Genomic DNA, 18,932 nt, shown 5'->3' with positions numbered 1-18,932 from the left:
GCATACCATATTAAAACAAGTTATCATAAGATGTATTACTTTATGAAAATAATGTTAGGTGGGAAATACATGTTAGAACAATTTCATATACATTCTGATTTAAAACAGCAGCTTTCTACAATTCATGAAAAGAATAAACAAGAAGCTGGTGAAAATGCACATTTAATTGGCAAGAAAATATATAAAGCATCTGATAACAGCATTATTGAAGATGCCATTACAGCACTTTTACTTGGTAAAAACATTCTATTAAAAGGGCCAACTGGTAGTGGTAAAACCGTACTAGCAGAAACTCTTTCTTCTTTATTCCAAAAACCAATGCATAGCATTAACTGTTCTGTCGATTTAGATGTGGAAGGTATTTTAGGATACAACACATTACAAACGAAAGACGGAGCATCTGAAGTTACGTTCGTTAACGGTCCTCTTATGAAAGCAATGAAGAACGGTCATTTCTTATATATTGATGAAATCAATATGGCAAAACCTGAAACGTTACCACTTCTTCACGGCGCATTAGATTACCGTAAAATGATTACAAACCCATTTACACAAGAAGTTGTATACGGTGATGACGAATATCGCGTAATTGCTGCGATTAACGAAGGTTATGTTGGGACAAGTGAACTAAACGAAGCGTTAAAAAACCGTTTCGTTATTATTGAAGTTCCTTACATTCAAGGTGATACATTAAAAGAGCTATTACTATCTGAATCAAAATTAAATGATGTTGCAACAATTGAAAAGTTCGTTGCATTCGCAAGCGATCTTATGCCTTTAGCTCGTGATGGGCGCGTAAGTGAAGAAGCCGCTAGTATTCGTGGCATTATCGATGCATGTGATTTAGGTGTATATATTCCTGTTATGCGTGCAATTGAACGTAGTATTATCGCAAAATTAAACGATGAAACAGAACAAATGACTGTCCGTGAATTAGCAGAAAGTTATTTCTTTGAGGGATAATTCATGAGACAAATTTTTAGTGACAAAAAAATTGATGCGTCGCTGTTTCTACAAATGGAAAACTTAATGTATGCTCTTCTAAAAGAAGACGATGCCTATCTTGAGTATGGCTATAAAGCATACTACGACGAAATTGAAAAAAAGGTTGTCATTAGTCACTTTTGGGATGATCGAAAAGAAGAGGATACAGTAATCGGATTAAAAAGCGAAGTGTTCTTAAAGGCACTTGGTAATAAACATTACTCGGACATGACTTTAATTCGTTCTTATGCGATTGAGTTACAAGAATCGCCTCTAAAAAAGTTTTTAACACAATTATTTGTTCTATTAGAAGATTTACGTGTTGAGGAAATCGTCAAAAATTTACGTCCTGGCACAAAGCATATTTTTAAACGCCGAAAAGAAATGTATCGCAATTACTTTGGCTCACAAAATGAAATAAATCGTGTTCGTAATTATCACGGTGATCGTCTATTTTGTCTATGCTATCTTTCATTAACGAGTGATAAATATGAAATGTTTAATAATGAATATTTCGAGCAAATTGAATCAATTTTGCATGAAACATTCCAAGCTCGTAATACGGAAGATATTATGTATATTGTTGAGAAAATTCGCTATCGTTTAGAAGGACTTCTTGAAAGTGATATGCTTAATAATTATTTCGGACATGCACCGCTTTATTTATCTGTTATTACAGATGAGAAAGACAGTCGCGCTGAAAAATTAGCAAATGATGATACGCAGCTCCTAGATGACGATGATAACAAAAACAAAATGGATGAAAGCTTCTCGACATGGCACCGTGAAAATAAAAACAATGAAAACGAGAACTTTTTACGCTTTGATTTAGAAAGCGGAACAAAAACAAATATGATGGGTGATACTGCTCGTGAATCAGAAGATGGTGACCAAGCACTTGGTTCTGTACAAGGTACTTCCCAAAAAAGTACACAATCTAACTTTGATGGTGCTGATACAGAGGAAGCAAGAGCGTCTCATACTTCTAGCCAAAACGACGGTGCATACGGCAAGTATAATGTGGGAGCTTCTCATACATTTAAAGAAGCTCGCAAATCGAATACTGATGAGAAAAAAGATTACCAAGCTATCAAATCAGTCGTTAATAAAGATGTAAAAGAATTAAAGAAAATTATCGAAAAAACAATTGAAAACAAAACGAATGCAAACAGTGATAAATATTACGGAAGGCTTCGTAAGAAATTCCTTCGTATTTATACTGAAAAGCAGCCGCGTATGTTTTATAAAAAAGGACAAGAATCACAAGAGCTCGACGTTGCATTCCAACTATTAGTGGACTGCTCTGGTTCTATGTATAACAAAATGGAAGAAACGAAGAAGAGTGTGGTCCTATTCCATGAAGCTTTAAAATCTTTAAAAATTCCGCACGCTATTAGTGGATTTTGGGAAGATGCTTCTAGTGCTAAGCCTGAAGATAAACCGAACGTTATCCATGAAGTTGTTACGTATAAAAACTCAACGTTACCAAACGTCGGTCCAGAAATTATGCAACTTCGCGAAGAAGAAGATAACCGCGACGGGTATATTATTCGTATCGTTTCCGAAAAGCTTGCGAAAAGACCAGAAAAACATAAATTCTTACTTGTCTTTACAGACGGTGAGCCTTCTGCGCTAGACTATCAACAAGACGGTATTTTAGATACGCATGAAGCTGTCAAACTTGCTCGTAAAAGTGGTATGGAAGTAATCGGAATCTTCATCGAAGAAGGCGAAGCGAAAGAAGCAACTTATCAATTAATGAAGAACATTTATAACCATCACTTCTTAGTTGCAAATCATGCTGAAGATTTACGCCTGAAGATTAAACCATTGTTGAAGAAACTATTACTGAAGACGATTGAATAGAAAACAGGAGCCTTGTGGCTCCTGTTTTTTCGTTCACTCACTTTGTTTCTGGTTGAAACTTGTATGGAATGGAAACTTCTAATAATAATTCGAACCCTCCATCATAGTATGGGAATCGCTCATTCGCGATTTTTCTATCTACCCACTCGATTGCGGAAATTTCTCCTTCATCTTCTGCACGAAGTTCACCTGTTACTACATTTGCTCGGAATGTAAAAAATAATGCATGATGTCCTTTCTCTTCAAAAAACTTCTCATTTATTGCAACAAGCCCACCTGCTGTAGCAGTTAAACCTGTCTCTTCTTTCACTTCTCTTACTAGTGCTTGCTCTAACGTTTCTCCTTTTTCAACAGCCCCGCCTGGCAATGACCAAACGTTTTGTTCTATATTATGTACCATTAATATTTTATCTTTTTCGCTATCGTGTATTAGTGCATATACGACATCAACTCTTTGCATGTTGCTTTTCTCCCTTCCTAAAATAATTAAGAGCCAATTCCTAAGAATCGGCTCTTCCTATTAATTCATTACTAACTCAGATGCGAGCTTTTTTTTTAACTTAGCCAGCATATCAGTTGTCATTCTGTCTAAATCATATTCTGCCTTAAAGCCCCACTCTTTCATTGCTGCTGTTGCATCAATAGAGTTCGGCCAGCTATCAGCGATTGTTTGACGAGCTGGATCTACTGCGTAATCCATTGTAAAGTTCGGAATGTGTTTACGGATTGATGCTGCAATTTTCTCTGGTTCAAAGCTCATTGCTGTAATGTTAAACGCATTTCTATGAACTAGTTTATTTGGATCAGCTTCCATTAATGAGATGATTGCTTGTAAAGCATCTGGCATATACATCATGTCCATGTATGTTCCTTCTGCAATGTATGAGGTGTATGTACCTTTTTTAATCGCCTCATAATAAATTTCAACTGCATAGTCAGTTGTTCCGCCTCCTGGAGGAGCTACGTAAGAAATTAAGCCTGGGAAACGTACACCGCGCGTATCAACGCCAAACTTTTGATGATAATAATCACATAATAATTCTCCTGCTACTTTGTTTACCCCATACATCGTAGTAGGACGCTGAATTGTATCTTGTGGTGTATTATCTTTTGGCGTTGATGGACCAAATGCACCGATAGAACTTGGCGTGAAAAACTTACAGTTTAATTCACGTGCTGCTTCTAATGCATTTACAAGTCCGCCCATATTTAAATTCCAAGCAAATAATGGATTTTTTTCTGCAGTTGCTGAAAGTAAAGCCGCTAAATGAATAATTGTATCTACTTCATTACGCTTTGCAATATCATGTAATTTTTGTCCATCTGTTACATCTAACGTTTCAAATGGACCAGACGTTACTACTTCACTATCTGTTTCACGAATATCAGTTGCAATAACGTTCGATGCGCCGTATACATCACGAAGTTTCATTACTAGTTCAGAACCAATTTGCCCTAAAGAACCGGTTACTAGAATTTTTTTCATTTTCCCCACTCCTCATTTGCAAGCTATTCAAAAGATGTCGTTACTTAAATGATACCCATTTCTTTCCCTACTTTTTCATACTTACGAATTGCTTCATCTAACAGTTCTTTCGTATGAGCTGCTGTAGGCATATTACGAACGCGTCCCATTCCTTTTGCTACAGTTGGGAATACGATAGATTTTGCGTATACGCCTTCTTCATTTAGACGTTTACTAAATTCTTGTGTTAATACTTCATCACCAATAATACAAGGCGTAATTGGTGTCTCACTTTCTCCAATGTTAAAGCCAAGTTCTTTTAACCCTTGTTTTAAATAGCGACCATTTTCCCATAAACGATCGTGTAACTCTGTGCTTTCCATTAGAATTTCAATTGATCTCATACAAGCAGCTGCATCAGCTGGTGTTAAAGCTGTTGAGAATAAGAATGGACGTGAACGCACTTTTAACCAATCGATTAAGTTTTGTTTCCCAGCTACATATCCACCAATTACCCCAATTGCTTTTGATAATGTACCGATTTGGAAATCAACTTTATCAGAAAGACCGAAATGTTTTACAGTGCCTGCACCTTTGCCAAGTACACCTGAACCGTGTGCATCATCTACATATGTCATTAAATCCAGCTCTTCTGCAATTTCAACAATCTCTGGTAATTTTGCAATATCTCCATCCATTGAGAAAACACCGTCTGTAATAACCATTAATTTATTATAAAGACCTGATTCTTTTGCCTCGATTGCTTTTTTGCGTAAATCTTCCATATCAGAATGCTTATAAACGATGATTTTCGCTCTTGATAGACGACTACCATCAATAATAGATGCATGGTTTAATTCATCTGAAAGAATCGCATCATTTTTATCCATAACAGCTGAAATCGCTGCCATATTACAGTTAAATCCTGATTGATAAGCAATTGCTGCTTCTGTATGTTTAAACTTTGCAATTGTTTCTTCTAATTTAATATGCAAATCTAAAGTACCGTTAATTGTACGAACAGCTCCTGCTCCAACGCCGTACTTATGAATTGCACCAATTGCTGCTTCTTGTAAGCGATTATCAGTCGCTAATCCAAGATAGTTGTTTGAAGATAAGTTAATATATTCTTTTCCGCCAATTGTAATAATCGGTCCATTTGGACTTTCAAGCGGATCAATTACGTTATAAAGCCCCTTTGATTTTAAATCCTCTAAATTTTCTTCTAAAAAGTTTGCAAGTGTTTTACTAGACATCGTGAAGCCTCCCATCGTTCATGTAAGCGGATTATTATCTTAATAGTTCTAATAATCCCTCTACTAGCTTAACACGTTTTCAGAATTTATTATAGAAAAATAGCTTAGAGAAACCGCTTACAATTTTAGATTATATATGATTCATTACGAGAAATCTATCATTTACTTTTCATATTTGATAGAATTAAAAAAATATTTAGGGGGCTTTTAAAATGGCATTTACTGAATCTGATGTATATAATAACGAATCATTTTTAGAGCAATATATGCAGCGAAGATATCGAGAAAATAGTCCAAACGAATCCCTTGAAAAACCAGCATTCTTTCAGCTCATTGGCAATGTAACAGGAAAACAAATCCTCGATTTAGGTTGTGGTGATGCTAAATTCGGCGAAGAATTATTAGAACATGGATGCCACTCTTACACTGGTATTGAAGGCTCCGAGCTTATGTATGAAAAAGCTAAAAAACAACTAGAAAATAAAAATGGCACCGTTCATTTTTTAAACCTCAAAGACTACACATACCCTCCTTCTACTTTTGATTTAGTAACATCTAGACTTGCCTTACATTATATTGAACACCTTGATATCATTTTTCAAAATGTGTTTCAAACTTTAAAAACAAACGGAACCTTCACCTTTAGCGTTCAACATCCCGTTATTACCTCTTCATTTGAAAGCTTGCAAACGAGTGGTAAAAGAACTAGTTGGCTCGTCGATGATTATTTCAAAACAGGAAAACGAGTTGAGCCATGGATTGATCAAGAAGTTATTAAATATCACCGGACTACGGAAGAATATTTTACATTATTACAACAAGCCGGATTTACGATTACAAACTTAAACGAAGCTACACCAAATCGAAACTGTTTTCAAGATGAAGAAGAATATGAACGACGTTTACGTATTCCCCTTTTTCTATTATTTTCTTGCCGAAAATAAAGTGAAACTTTAATCAGTGGGGGATGTTCATCCCCCACTGATTATTAGCCCTCACCAATCGGGCTTTTACAGGCAGTTGATCCCCCAACCAGCTTCTTTGCTTTCGCTGAATTTTGAGATGGGGATCTTACTGTCCTCAAATAGCGGGGTAAAAAAGACGATGAATCCTCATCGTCTTTTTTCGTTATCTCATCGCTTGAACAGCCTCTTTAAATACACGTCTTCCTCTTCCATGTGGGATACAGAGCGGTGTCCCGAATAACGGATCAGCGCTTATTTGACACTCCATACGGAATACATCCCGAACTAACTTCTGGTCAATAACTTCTTCTGGTTTACCTTGCGCATATATTTGTTTATCTTGAATAGCTACAATATTGTCTGCATAACGACATGCCAAATTTAAATCGTGCAATACCATAACAATCGTTCTTTGCTCTGTTTCATTTAATTCGAATAATAAATCTAACACTTCAATTTGGTGCGTCATATCTAAATATGTAGTCGGCTCATCAAGCAAAATAATATCTGTATCTTGTGCAAGGGTCATTGCAATCCAAGCACGTTGACGTTGTCCACCTGAAAGGGCATGAACATCACGCTCAGCAAATTCTGTCATACCCGTTGCAGCAAGCGCTTTTTGTACCATTTCCTCATCTTTTTCGGACCATTGCTTCAGCCATGTTTGATATGGATAACGTCCTTGCTTTACAAGTTGCAATACTGTAAGTCCTTCTGGAGCTTGTGGCCCTTGCGGTAAAATTGCCATTTGGCGAGCAATTTGCTTCGTTTGCATACTTTGAATTGCTTGATTATCTAACAAAATGTCACCGGTTGTTGGCTTTAATAATCTAGCTAGTGAACGTAATAAAGTTGATTTCCCACAACCGTTAGAACCGATGAAGATTGTAATTTTCCCTTTTGGAATTTCTAAATTCAGCTCATCAATAATAATCGTTTCACCATACGACAGCGTCAAGCGTTTCGTCTCCAATGCTTTTTGCATATTAATCTCCCTTTATGAATTCCGACTTTTATAAAGTAAATAAATAAAATAAGGTGCACCAATTGCTGATGTAAATACCCCTGCTGGAATTTCAAGTGGTGTGAAAACTGTACGCCCAATTAAATCTGCAGCGAGTACTAGAATTGCACCGATAATCGCCGCAACTGGGAGCAATGCACCGTAGAAAGAGCCAACTAATCTTCGCGAAATATGAGGTGCCATTAAACCAACAAATCCAATTCCTCCTGCAAAGGCAACTGCCCCGCCAATTAAAGCTGTACTAAGTAACAACATAAATACACGCGACTTCGTTAAAGGAACACCAAGTCCCACTGCTATATCATCCCCTAGCTCTTGTGCATTTAAATGTCTCGCAGCGATAAATGATATTGTCGTTAAAATGAGAACCCACGGCGCAAGTACCATAACATTTTGCCATGAAGAACCGTAAACAGTACCTGTGATCCATACATTCGCTTGACTTGCTTGATAAATTGGTGCTAACAACATAAATAAAGTTGTTGCTGCTTTCGTTAATGCCCAAAATCCAACACCAATTAAAACAAGACTAATCGGTGATAACCCGTCATTTCTCCATGCAAATAAATATACAAACAACGCTACAATCGTTGCACCAGCAAAAGCTGCTAATGGCATATAATGAATGCTTACTGTTAGCGCATTATTTTTATCACTAAATATAGCTAAAAATAGTACAACTGCAACACTTGCCCCGCCCGTAATCCCAATGATATCAGGAGAAGCCAGTGGATTTCGAACGAGCCCTTGTAAAATACAGCCCGCTACAGCAAGTGCGATTCCTACAAGGATGGCAATTAAAATACGCGGCATACGAAATTTATTTACAACCATATTTGACATCGCATCGCCATTTCCCGTAATCGCTTGCCATACATCATAAGGAGCAATTTTCATATCTCCCATACCTGCACTCGCAAAAAATAATCCTATTAAAACAACTAGTAAACTAAACAAGACTAGAACAGCTCGTTTATACATTAAAAACGAGAGCCCACCTTTTCCTATACGAAACGGAATATACTTCTTCATTTGCTAAGCCCTCTCTTACGTGCAATATAAATAAAGAATGGGGCCCCGATAAATGCTGTCATAACCCCTACTGGTACTTCTTGTGGCATAATGACATATCTAGCTGCTATATCAGCTAAGAGTAATAGTATTGCACCTAACAAGCCGCTATACGGTACTCTCCACCTGTGATCTACTCCAACAAGGAATCTGGCAAAATACGGAGTAACAATACCAATAAATCCAATTGGACCAGCGACCGCAACTGAACCACCAGACAGCAATACAATAATAAGTAGTACGAATGATTTCATTAAAATTGTTCGTTGTCCAAGTCCTTTTGCAACGTCTTCCCCCATCATTAATGTGTTTACTTTCCCTGCCATCATAAGAGATGCGATCCAGCCTATTAATAAATATGGGAATACAGATTGTAAAATTTCTAACTTTCTTCCTTGCACAGATCCGGCAAGCCAAAATAACACTTCTTCAAATGCTTTTTCATTTAAAACAAGTAACCCTTGTGTTAATGATGAAAATAACGCACTGATTGCAACACCTGCTAACGTTAACTTAAGAGGTGTTGTCCCTTCTTTTCCTAAAGAACTAGAGGCGAATACAAGTACTGCTGCAACTGCCGCTCCTAAAAAGGCAATCCAAGTGAAAGCCGATAAAGACGTAACGGAAAAAAGTACAATTGCTACAACTATAAAGAACGCAGCGCCTGAATTTAATCCAATAAAATCTGGAGAAGCAAGCGGATTCTTTGTTAAAGTTTGCATTAAACAACCCGCAATGGCTAAACTAGCACCAACACTAGCTGCAATTAATGCCCTTGGTAGACGCACATTTTGAATAATAATATGTTCATTGGAACCATTAAAATGAAAAAAAGCATCTATCGCTAATTTCCAACTCGTATTTGTATACCCGAAAATAATACTTCCCCAAATACAAATAACGACTGCAATGATTCCAACAAATAATCCAATCCATTTTGCTTGATTTGTTTTTAATAACATGCAGCGTTTCCCCTTCAATGTATAATGATACGTTGTAAGTGTATTTCAACTTAATTCTCATTGTCAATGATAATGAGAATTATTTTCATTGACAAATGGACCATGAAGTATTACTATCATGCTTGCTATTGAAAAAACTTCTCAGTATGTAGGGGGTACATAATGAAATTTATGCGAAAGAACTCGTTTACAGTATTTGTATTTTTACTAGCCTTTTCATTACTTTTAAGTGCTTGTGGAAAATCAAATACTAAAGAGGAAACAAAAGAAGATACGAAAAAAGAAATGATTAAGGTTGAACATGCAATGGGTAAAACAGAAGTTCCTGCTAATCCAAAACGTGTAGTTATTTTAACAAATGAAGGAACTGAAGCTTTACTTGAGTTAGGGGTAAAACCAGTTGGTGCTGTAAAATCTTGGACTGGTGATCCGTGGTATCCACATATTAAAGACAAAATGAAAGATGTAAAAGTTGTTGGTGATGAAGGACAAGTTAACGTTGAAACAATTGCTTCTTTAAAACCTGACTTAATTATCGGTAACAAAATGCGCCACGAAAAAGTGTACGAGCAACTAAAAGCAATCGCACCTACTGTGTTCTCTGAAACATTACGCGGTGAATGGAAAGATAACTTCACATTTTATGCAAAGGCTTTAAATAAAGAAAAAGAAGGTCAAAAGGTTTTAGCTGATTACGAAAAACGTATGAAAGATTTGAAAGGCCAACTTGGCGATAAAGTAAATCAAGAAATTTCTATGGTACGTTTTATGCCTGGTGATGTTCGTATTTATCATGGCGATACATTCTCTGGTGTTATTTTAAAAGAACTTGGATTTAAACGTCCTGGAGATCAAAACAAAGATGATTTCGCCGAACGTAACGTATCTAAAGAGCGTATTTCGGCAATGGATGGCGATGTATTATTCTACTTCACATTCGATAAAGGCAATGAGAAAAAAGGTTCTGAACTAGAAAAAGAATATATAAACGATCCTCTCTTTAAAAACTTAAATGTAGTAAAGAGCGGAAAAGCATACAAAGTTGACGACGTTATTTGGAATACAGCTGGTGGTGTAATGGCCGCTAACTTACTACTAGATGATATTGAAAAACGCTTTGTTAAATAATTTTATTCTAACCAGCTCCCTCTTTTATGGAGCTGGTTTTTTCATTTCACTGAAGTGTCACATTATTTCATTTTGTATTTTTATTACCGATATGTTATATTATAAAAGTAAATATAGTTTTTTTTCTCTATATCAGAATAAATATTCTAATCTAAATTTTCTGATTTATCACTATTTTACTTTCTTTTAGAATTCAATTACTACATTTGAAAACGCTTATTATCTTGTTTTCAGGGAAAAATACAATAACGGTTGAAGAAAAATAGATTTTTTCAGAAATTTTCTTGCTATTTCCATATAATTCTATTGACTTCTAAATATTTTGTGAATTAAAATAATTACATAAATATCCGTTATACAGGATTAGGGGGAAACAAACATGGATGCAGCTTTAAAATTAGACAAAGCTGGAGAGCAACAATCACCAAAAAAACATCCACCAGGATTATATTTGTTGTTCTTTACAGAAGCATGGGAAAGATTTAGTTATTACGGAATGCGTGGCTTATTAGTTCTTTATTTAACAACGAGCTTAGTAAGTGGCGGTTTAGGATTTGATAAAGCAGTTGCAGTTCAAATTTACGGTATTTTCACAATGCTTGTATATTTCACACCGATTATTGGTGGCTGGTTAACTGACCATTTCATTACGAAACGACATGCCATTACCATCGGCGGTATCATTATGGCGATTGGTAACTTCGTACTATTTTCAATGAACACGAAAACTGGACTATTTTTAGGATTAGGATTATTAGTTATCGGTAACGGATTCTTCAAACCAAATATCTCGACTTTACTAGGTCAATTATATAGCGACAACGATTCTCGTCGTGATAGTGCCTTCACTATCTTCTACATGGGAATTAACTTAGGAGCTCTTATCGCTCCATTCATTTGTGGTTACTTCACAGATTATAGATACGGTTTCTTAACAGCTTGTATCGGTATGATTATTGGACAGATTGCCTTTAATTTCTTAGCACCTCGTTACTTAGGGTCTATCGGAACAACTGTTGTCGGTAAAAAATCTAAAGAACAAAATGCAAAACCTATTGAGAAAAAACCTTTAACAACACAAGAGAAAAAGCGTACAACTGCAATTTTAATTTTAACTTGTTTCGTTGTATTCTTCTGGGCAGGATTTGAACAAGCTGGTAGTTCTTTAACACTTTACACAGATAAGTTCGTGGATCGTACAATTGGTGGATTTACAATTCCAACACCTTGGTTCCAATCTGTAAACCCACTATTCATTATCTTACTAGCATTACCAGTTTCTGCATTATGGATTAAACTTTCAAAAACAAAAAATGGTGATTTAAAAATCCCTACAAAAATGGCTTTTGGTATGATTTTACTAGGAATCGGGTACTTAGTTTTAACTTTAGCTGTTCTAAAAACTGGTAGCGATGAAGGTAACATTACAATGAAAGCAAACTTACTATTCATTGTATTCACTTACATGTTCCACACAATCGGTGAATTATTCTTATCACCAATCGGATTATCTATGGTAAGTGCAATCGCACCTCTTAAATTAGCATCTTTATTAATGGGTGTATGGTTAGCTGGTACTGGCTTTGCAAACTTATTAGCAGGACAATTAGCTGCTTTCACTCAATCTTTAGGATATTTAGAAGTATTCGCAAGCATCGGTGTTATCGTAATCGTGCTAGGATTAGTACTTCTTATGTTCTCTAAGAAAATTGCACATATGATGGAATAGTGAATAAAAAAGACGCTTCTACAATTAGAAGCGTCTTTTCTATTACATCTCTTCTAAAGCCGTCACATCCACGTGAACGCTCTCTCCTGGGTTGGATACGTCATACACTTGAGCACTACCCTTCTGCTCATCACAGCTCTCAATCCATACGGGGACTCCCTCGTATGTAACATCAATTCTACTTGAAGAAGATAATATCTGTTTCACACGTTTTACATCCATTATATTATTCCTCCTTTGGCTTACAACACTCCTTTCTATCTTTTCATATCCCTTCAGAATATATTCCGTCAATTTAGTACTTCAACCGATAGTTTGTTTCTTTCTAACGCGCTAATATATACGCTCTCAAATCTTCCTATTATTAGATCCTTTCCAAATAAAAAAAGACGTATATTTCACACGTCTTCTTTCCGTAATATTCAAAAATTAAGAAAATAATGTTTTTACTACTTCACTTACTTTATCGTTATGAATTTGATAGTACACTTCTAACCCGCGTCTCTCAAAGCGTACTACTTTATTTTGTTTTAATTTCGTTAAATGCTGCGAAACAGTTGATTGCGGAATTTCTAATACCTCTTGTAATTGTGTTACATTACATGTTCCACGCTGCATCAGTTCCATTACTAAACGTAGACGAAGTGGATGAGCTAATGCTCTTAACATCTGTACGTCTTCTTCTGAAATACGACAGTCAAATTGGTTTTGGTTCATAAAATTCCCCTCATTTTCATTTTTTATTTTCTTTTTATTTATTTATATATCTGTTCTTATATTTCCTGTTACGACATAACTTTATCAACCTATAATGCTGAGAAAATTTTCCGACTTTTATCAGCACACAGTTCAAGAAAAAATCCCACCTGATTTTGAATATTATACTATATGATACAATAAAAAAGCAAAACAAAGGGCTAGCAATACTTTGCTTACAAACGTTGTTTTATCAGGCTTTTTGTTATATTTTCACCTTACTGAAATGTACAGTAATGATATTGTAAAATATCGTCCATAATTGATAACCTATCGTAAAGTAATTTGACCATATTTAACCACTTTGTTACGATAAAAAGGAAATTTAAGTAAGGAGGATGATGTAATATTAAAAAATGGTTTATTATTGCGTTAATTAGCATTGCGGTTGGCTGGACTATTATCGATCACTTCCTATTAGACAACAAAGAAGATATAGCTTCAAAATCAAACACCCCCATTGGAACTGAAGTTGGCAATGTTGCCCGCAATTTCCTTCTAGAAACAACCACTGGTCAAGAAGTTCGTCTTACAGACTATAAAGGAAAAAAAGTAATATTGAATTTTTGGGCAAGCTGGTGTGGTCCATGCAAAATAGAAATGCCTGATATGGAGAAGTTTTATCACGATACTAAAGATATGGGGATTGAAATTGTCGCTGTAAATGCGACAGCTACTGAAAAAGACCCGAACAATGTAAAACAATTTCTTGAAGAAAACAAATATACCTTTCCCGTCCTATTAGATCAGAAAGGACAGGCAAGTGCCGCATATCAAATTATCAGTATTCCAACATCTTTTGTCATCGATTCAAACGGTGTCATTCAATATAAGCATGTAGGACCAATGACATATGAAAAAATGAAAGAATATGTAAATAATTTATAAAAGCGTAATCAAATCAATTTGATTACGCTTTTTGTCTACTTTATGAACAAAATGTTACTTTTAATACTATTATGGAATAATTATACTTTTTCACGTTGACAATAGTGTTGAAGGAGAATATACTAAGCATGTAAGTTGATTGTGAATAGTTTCACAAATAATGTGAATTTCTTCACATATAATAGATAGGAGTTGTCATTATTATGAGTACTTGGACACAAATTTATGACCCATTAAACAATATTTGGTTATCTGCACTAATCGCAGCACTCCCAATTTTTTGCTTCATTATTTGTTTAGTGGGATTCAAAATGAAAGGTTACATGGCTGGGCTTTATAGTGTGATCGTCGCTATTATTCTTGCTATATTTGTTTATAAAATGCCCGCAACTGTAGCTGTAGCATCTGCCGGATTCGGTGTTTTATCTGGATTTTATCCAATTTGTACTATCGTTATCGCAGCTATCTTCCTTTACAAATTAACTGTTAAAACAGAACAATTCAATGTCATTCGTGATAGCATTTCAAGTATTACAAATGATCAGCGTTTACAAGTATTATTAATCGCTTATTCTTTCGGTGCTTTCTTAGAAGGCGCAGCTGGTTTCGGTGTTCCAGTTGCTATTACAGCTGCATTACTTGTAGGTATGGGCTTTAATCCATTAAAAGCAGCAGGTATTTGCTTAGTAGCTAATATCGCTGGTGGCGCTATGGGTGCTATGGGTATTCCAGTTACAGTACCTGCACAATTAACTGGGCTAGATGCATTAACTGTCGGTCGTCAAGCTGTTTACATTTTGCCATTCATTAGCATTGTTTTACCGTTCTTACTTGTTTCAATGGTAGATGGATTTAAAGGCATTAAAGAAACTTGGCAAGGTATTCTTGTAAGTGGTGTTTCTTTCGCAATTACTCAGTTCCTTGTGACTTATTTCTTAGGCGCTGAACTTACTAATATTTTCGCAGCAGTCGTAAGTATGGTCGCTCTTACATTATTCTTACGTGTTTGGCAACCAAAATCTTCTGCTAAAGAAGAAAAACAAGAAGAAAAAGAATCTCATACATTCAATCAAATTTTATATGCTTGGTCCCCATTCGTATTCTTAACTGCATTTGTAACAATCTTTAATTTAAAACCAATTAAAGCTTTATTTGCTCCGGATGGTCCATTGGCAAACTTAGTATTTAACATTCAATTCCCTGGTCTTCATAATGCGGTTATGAAAACTGCACCAATTACAAAGGCTGATACACCTTTCGCAGCGATTTTCAAACTAGATGTATTCTCTTCTACAACTACTGCGATTGTATTAGCAATCATCGTTTCACTTATCGTCTACCGTGTAAACGGCAAAATGATTAAAGAATTAATGATCGAAACAATAAAAGAACTAAAAGTTCCAGTATATACAATTTGTAGCGTTATCGCTTTAGCTTACGTAGAAAACTACTCTGGTATGTCATCTACACTTGGACTTGCATTCTCTTCTACAGGAAATGCATTCCCAGTTCTTTCTCCAATCTTAGGATGGATTGGCGTATTCATTACAGGTTCAGTCGTATCAAGTGGTTCATTATTCGCACCACTTCAAGCAGTAACTGCCGATCAGTTAAACATCGTACCATCTACTCTCGTTTCATTAAACGTAGTTGGTGGTACAATCGCAAAAATGGTTTCACCACAATCTGTAGCAGTTGCTTGTGCAGCAGTTGGACTAGTTGGTCAAGAATCTGCTCTATTTAAAATAGTAATGAAATATAGTTTAATCTTCTTAGCTATTATTAGCTTACTTCAATTAAACGCTGTATTTAATATCTTCTAAAAAAAAGCACCGATCCAAATGGATCGGTGCTTTTTACATTACATTTTTTTAGTCTTTAATAAAGAAGCACCAGCAATTTCAGGATGCGTCATTTCGTATGGATCCAAAATAATATCAAGCTCTTCTGCTGTAAGTACACCATGTTCTAAACATAGCTCCCTAACAGATTTTCCTGTCGCAATTGCTTCACGTGCAATGCGAGAAGCTGCTTCATAACCAATATGAGGATTCACTGCTGTAATAACTCCAACACTTTTTTCAACATATTGCTTAAGCAACTCTTCATTCGCTGTAATTCCCTTTATACAGTATTCACGGAATACACGGAAACCGTTATTCATAATACTGATGGATTGAATTAAATTAAATACTAATACCGGCTCCATTACATTTAACTCTAATTGTCCAGCTTCTGACGCTAAGCAAATTGTATGGTCATTTCCAATTACTTGGAAAGCAACTTGGTTAATTACTTCTGCCATAACTGGATTTACTTTCCCCGGCATAATAGATGAACCTGGTTGACGAGCTGGTAATTGAATTTCCGCCAACCCAACACGTGGACCAGACGCCATAATACGAAGGTCATTTGCAATTTTAGACATATTCATCATACATACTTTTAGTGCTGCAGATACTTCTGTATATGCATCTGTGTTTTGCGTCGCATCAACTAAGTGCTCTGCACCAACAAGAGGGAAACCACTAAAAGTTCGTAAATGCTTCACAACTTGTTCTATATAAGTAGGGTTTGCATTTAATCCCGTACCGACAGCTGTCGCACCCATATTAACTTCGTATAAATGTTGACGAGACTGTTTAATTCTTTTTATATCACGCTCTAGCACTCTGCTATATGCTTCAAATTCTTGTCCAAGGCGAATTGGAACTGCATCTTGCAAATGCGTACGCCCCATTTTAATAACGTGATCAAATTCTTTTGCTTTATCATGAAAAGCAGAGTGAAGTTCTTCCATTGTAACAAGAAGTTCTTCCAGCATCATAAGAGTTGCTATATGAATCCCAGTTGGGAACGCATCATTTGTTGATTGGGCCATGTTCACATGAGTGTTTGGACTAATTTTCGCATATTCACCTTTTTCGTATCCCATACGTTCTAGCGCTCTATTAGCAATTACTTCATTAGTATTCATATTAATTGAAGTCCCTGCTCCGCCTTGAATCGGGTCTACGATAAATTGATCATGGAACTTTCCATCAACAATCTCTTGTGCCGCTTCTGCAATTTCTTGTCCGATATCTTTAGCTAAGTAACCTGTATCTATATTCGCAAGCGCTGCCGCTTTTTTTACAATTGCCATTGCCGTAATGAGTGACGGATGAATGCGGTATCCTGTAATAGGAAAGTTTTCTACGGCACGTAATGTTTGTACACCATAATAAGCTACACTCGGTACTTCCTTTTCACCTAAAAAATCTTTTTCTATACGTATATCCTTCGTTGCTATCATTTTTCATCACCTATACTTTTCATTCTAAATCCTTATCTAAAGAATTCGCCCTATAAAATACGAGTATCATTAAATGAATTCTTCAGTATCCACTTTCACTATATAGCACCTTTTTTGAAAGCGCAAACATTTATTTTTCTATATATACTTTTTATTAAAGTTTATATAATAGAAAATCCATTCATTCTTCTACTTTCTTTATTTCAACTCGCTTAATTTGATGCATATCCTTTTCAAGAACTTTAAAAGAAAAGCCGTGTTTTTCAATAATATCTCCTTCAGCAACGATTTGCTTTTGTACCATAATCCAACCACCAATTGTATCAACATCATCAGCGACCAAATGTATGCCAAATAAATCATTTACTTCGCTAATAAGCACTTTCCCCTCTACAATTTTACACACTTCACTTATATGTTCTATAGGTGGATGCTCATCTTCATCGTATTCATCTCGGATTTCTCCAACAATTTCTTCTAAAATATCTTCCAATGTAACAATCCCTGCTGTGCCACCATATTCATCATATAATACAGCTAATGGAATGTGCCTTCTCTGCATTTGCAATAGTAAATCATGGATTGGGATATTTTCTAACACTTCAATAACTGGACGTGTATATGGTGTAATCGAACACTCTTCATCTCGATTACCATCCATATAACGAATAAATAAGTCCTTTACATTAACCATCCCAATAATTTCATCTTTATCTTCACCAAATACTGGATATCTCGTATATTTTTCTTGTGCGATTACTTTAATATGTGTCTCAAACGGCTCATCTTCATATAAGCCAACAACTTCAGTACGAGGTACCATAATTTCCTTTGCTACCCTGTTATCAAATTCAAAGATGTTATTCACATATTTAAATTCAGTTTGATTAATCTCGCCACTCTCATAACTCTCAGACAAGATTAATCTTAGTTCCTCCTCAGAATGCGCAACTTCATGTTCAGAAGCAGGATGTAAACCAAATAAGCCTGTCACAAATCGTGCAGAGCCATTTAAAGCCCAAATAAATGGATACATAACTCGGTAAAAATAAATAAGGGGCTTTGATAATAATAAGCTAACTTGCTCTGCTTTTTGGATTGCAAAAGTCTTTGGAGCGAGTTCACCAATTACAACATGTAAAAACGTAATAACTGCAAATGCAATAATAAATGAAACTGTACTTGTAATTGCAGGAGATAAATCCAATTTTAAAAACAGCGGTTCGAGTAAATGTTTAATCGTCGGTTCTCCTAACCACCCGAGCCCTAAAGCAGTAATCGTAATTCCTAACTGACATGCCGATAAATACTCATCTAAATTTGAAGTTACTTTTTTAGCTGCCAATGCGCCTCGTCTTTTTTCACTAACGAGTTGATCGATACGACTGCTACGCACCTTTATGATTGCAAACTCTACAGCTACAAAGAAACCTGTTAGCGCAATAAGAACAGCTACCATCAATAATTTTAAAATATCCACATATGTCCTTTAGCTTTTCTTAGCTAAAGTTACACCTCCTTTAAATAAAGAAGTTTCACTTTA

General features: G+C 35.7%; 17 protein-coding genes. 7 read left to right on the top strand and 10 right to left on the bottom strand.

Going from position 1 to position 18,932, the window contains the following annotated elements; translation table 11 throughout:
• Positions 1-69 precede the first annotated feature (69 nt).
• Both ABH959_RS20555 and ABH959_RS20550 read left to right on the top strand, forming a co-directional pair.
• Positions 70-963, top strand: a complete 894-nt coding sequence (locus ABH959_RS20555; RefSeq protein WP_000892986.1) for an ATP-binding protein — start codon at positions 70-72, stop codon at positions 961-963.
• 3 nt (positions 964-966) lie between these two features.
• Complete coding sequence (locus tag ABH959_RS20550; RefSeq protein WP_404448599.1) at positions 967-2,850, top strand: vWA domain-containing protein; 1,884 nt, start codon at positions 967-969, stop codon at positions 2,848-2,850.
• Positions 2,851-2,887: 37 nt separating this feature from the next.
• Here ABH959_RS20550 and ABH959_RS20545 read toward each other — a convergent pair whose 3' ends face one another.
• The 3 genes from ABH959_RS20545 to ABH959_RS20535 are packed head-to-tail and all read right to left on the bottom strand — an operon-like array spanning position 2,888 to position 5,571.
• Positions 2,888-3,310 carry an NUDIX hydrolase gene (locus tag ABH959_RS20545; RefSeq protein ID WP_113937893.1) on the bottom strand — a complete coding sequence of 141 codons (423 nt, stop codon included), beginning with the start codon at positions 3,308-3,310 and terminating at the stop codon, positions 2,888-2,890.
• A 60-nt stretch (positions 3,311-3,370) separates the two neighbouring features.
• Entirely contained in the window at positions 3,371-4,336 is a 966-nt protein-coding gene (locus ABH959_RS20540) for an L-threonine 3-dehydrogenase (protein ID WP_113937892.1), read from the bottom strand.
• A gap of 44 nt (positions 4,337-4,380) precedes the next feature.
• The gene (locus ABH959_RS20535) at positions 4,381-5,571 is read right to left on the bottom strand and encodes a glycine C-acetyltransferase (RefSeq protein ID WP_113937891.1); all 1,191 of its coding nucleotides are present in this window, start codon (positions 5,569-5,571) and stop codon (positions 4,381-4,383) included.
• A gap of 212 nt (positions 5,572-5,783) precedes the next feature.
• Here ABH959_RS20535 and ABH959_RS20530 point away from each other — a divergent pair, with 212 nt between their 5' ends.
• Positions 5,784-6,515, top strand: a complete 732-nt coding sequence (locus ABH959_RS20530) for a class I SAM-dependent methyltransferase (protein ID WP_113937890.1) — start codon at positions 5,784-5,786, stop codon at positions 6,513-6,515.
• A 184-nt stretch (positions 6,516-6,699) separates the two neighbouring features.
• On the opposite strand, the gene ABH959_RS20525 is transcribed toward ABH959_RS20530, so the two are convergent.
• From ABH959_RS20525 to ABH959_RS20515, 3 genes are read right to left on the bottom strand one after another with little or no spacing between them, the layout of a single operon-like run.
• On the bottom strand, positions 6,700-7,521 hold the full coding sequence (locus ABH959_RS20525) for an ABC transporter ATP-binding protein (protein WP_404493105.1): 822 nt from the start codon (positions 7,519-7,521) through the stop codon (positions 6,700-6,702).
• 12 nt (positions 7,522-7,533) lie between these two features.
• Entirely contained in the window at positions 7,534-8,592 is a 1,059-nt protein-coding gene (locus ABH959_RS20520) for a FecCD family ABC transporter permease (protein WP_113937889.1), read from the bottom strand.
• A complete protein-coding gene (locus tag ABH959_RS20515) occupies positions 8,589-9,593 on the bottom strand; it encodes a FecCD family ABC transporter permease (protein WP_404448603.1) in 1,005 nt (334 codons plus the stop codon). The genes ABH959_RS20520 and ABH959_RS20515 overlap by 4 nt, the downstream gene beginning before the upstream one ends.
• A gap of 162 nt (positions 9,594-9,755) precedes the next feature.
• Here ABH959_RS20515 and ABH959_RS20510 point away from each other — a divergent pair, with 162 nt between their 5' ends.
• The gene (locus ABH959_RS20510; RefSeq protein WP_404457165.1) at positions 9,756-10,721 is read left to right on the top strand and encodes an ABC transporter substrate-binding protein; all 966 of its coding nucleotides are present in this window, start codon (positions 9,756-9,758) and stop codon (positions 10,719-10,721) included.
• A 379-nt stretch (positions 10,722-11,100) separates the two neighbouring features.
• A complete protein-coding gene (locus ABH959_RS20505) occupies positions 11,101-12,450 on the top strand; it encodes a peptide MFS transporter (RefSeq protein WP_061674012.1) in 1,350 nt (449 codons plus the stop codon).
• 42 nt (positions 12,451-12,492) lie between these two features.
• Here the strand turns inward: ABH959_RS20505 and ABH959_RS20500 are convergent, their stop codons facing one another.
• Both ABH959_RS20500 and ABH959_RS20495 read right to left on the bottom strand, forming a co-directional pair.
• The gene (locus ABH959_RS20500; protein WP_002010492.1) at positions 12,493-12,672 is read right to left on the bottom strand and encodes an acid-soluble spore protein H; all 180 of its coding nucleotides are present in this window, start codon (positions 12,670-12,672) and stop codon (positions 12,493-12,495) included.
• Positions 12,673-12,879: 207 nt separating this feature from the next.
• The gene (locus ABH959_RS20495) at positions 12,880-13,167 is read right to left on the bottom strand and encodes an ArsR/SmtB family transcription factor (RefSeq protein ID WP_001075217.1); all 288 of its coding nucleotides are present in this window, start codon (positions 13,165-13,167) and stop codon (positions 12,880-12,882) included.
• A gap of 387 nt (positions 13,168-13,554) precedes the next feature.
• On the opposite strand from ABH959_RS20495, the gene ABH959_RS20490 reads away from it, so the two are divergent.
• Together ABH959_RS20490 and ABH959_RS20485 are read left to right on the top strand one after the other, a co-directional pair.
• The gene (locus ABH959_RS20490; RefSeq protein WP_321146562.1) at positions 13,555-14,094 is read left to right on the top strand and encodes a redoxin domain-containing protein; all 540 of its coding nucleotides are present in this window, start codon (positions 13,555-13,557) and stop codon (positions 14,092-14,094) included.
• A 203-nt stretch (positions 14,095-14,297) separates the two neighbouring features.
• Entirely contained in the window at positions 14,298-15,917 is a 1,620-nt protein-coding gene (locus ABH959_RS20485) for a lactate permease LctP family transporter (RefSeq protein ID WP_113937886.1), read from the top strand.
• 38 nt (positions 15,918-15,955) lie between these two features.
• Here ABH959_RS20485 and aspA read toward each other — a convergent pair whose 3' ends face one another.
• Positions 15,956-17,389, bottom strand: coding sequence for an aspartate ammonia-lyase (gene aspA / locus ABH959_RS20480; RefSeq protein ID WP_002029742.1), 1,434 nt, complete (start codon positions 17,387-17,389; stop codon positions 15,956-15,958).
• A gap of 181 nt (positions 17,390-17,570) precedes the next feature.
• Positions 17,571-18,869 carry a hemolysin family protein gene (locus tag ABH959_RS20475; RefSeq protein ID WP_404448609.1) on the bottom strand — a complete coding sequence of 433 codons (1,299 nt, stop codon included), beginning with the start codon at positions 18,867-18,869 and terminating at the stop codon, positions 17,571-17,573.
• Between the last annotated feature and the right edge of the window lie 63 nt (positions 18,870-18,932).

It is taken from the genome of Bacillus sp. RC51 (assembly GCF_044908115.1).
Lineage (GTDB): Bacteria > Bacillota > Bacilli > Bacillales > Bacillaceae_G > Bacillus_A > Bacillus_A mycoides.
This window is presented reverse-complemented; position numbering and strand designations above follow the sequence as displayed.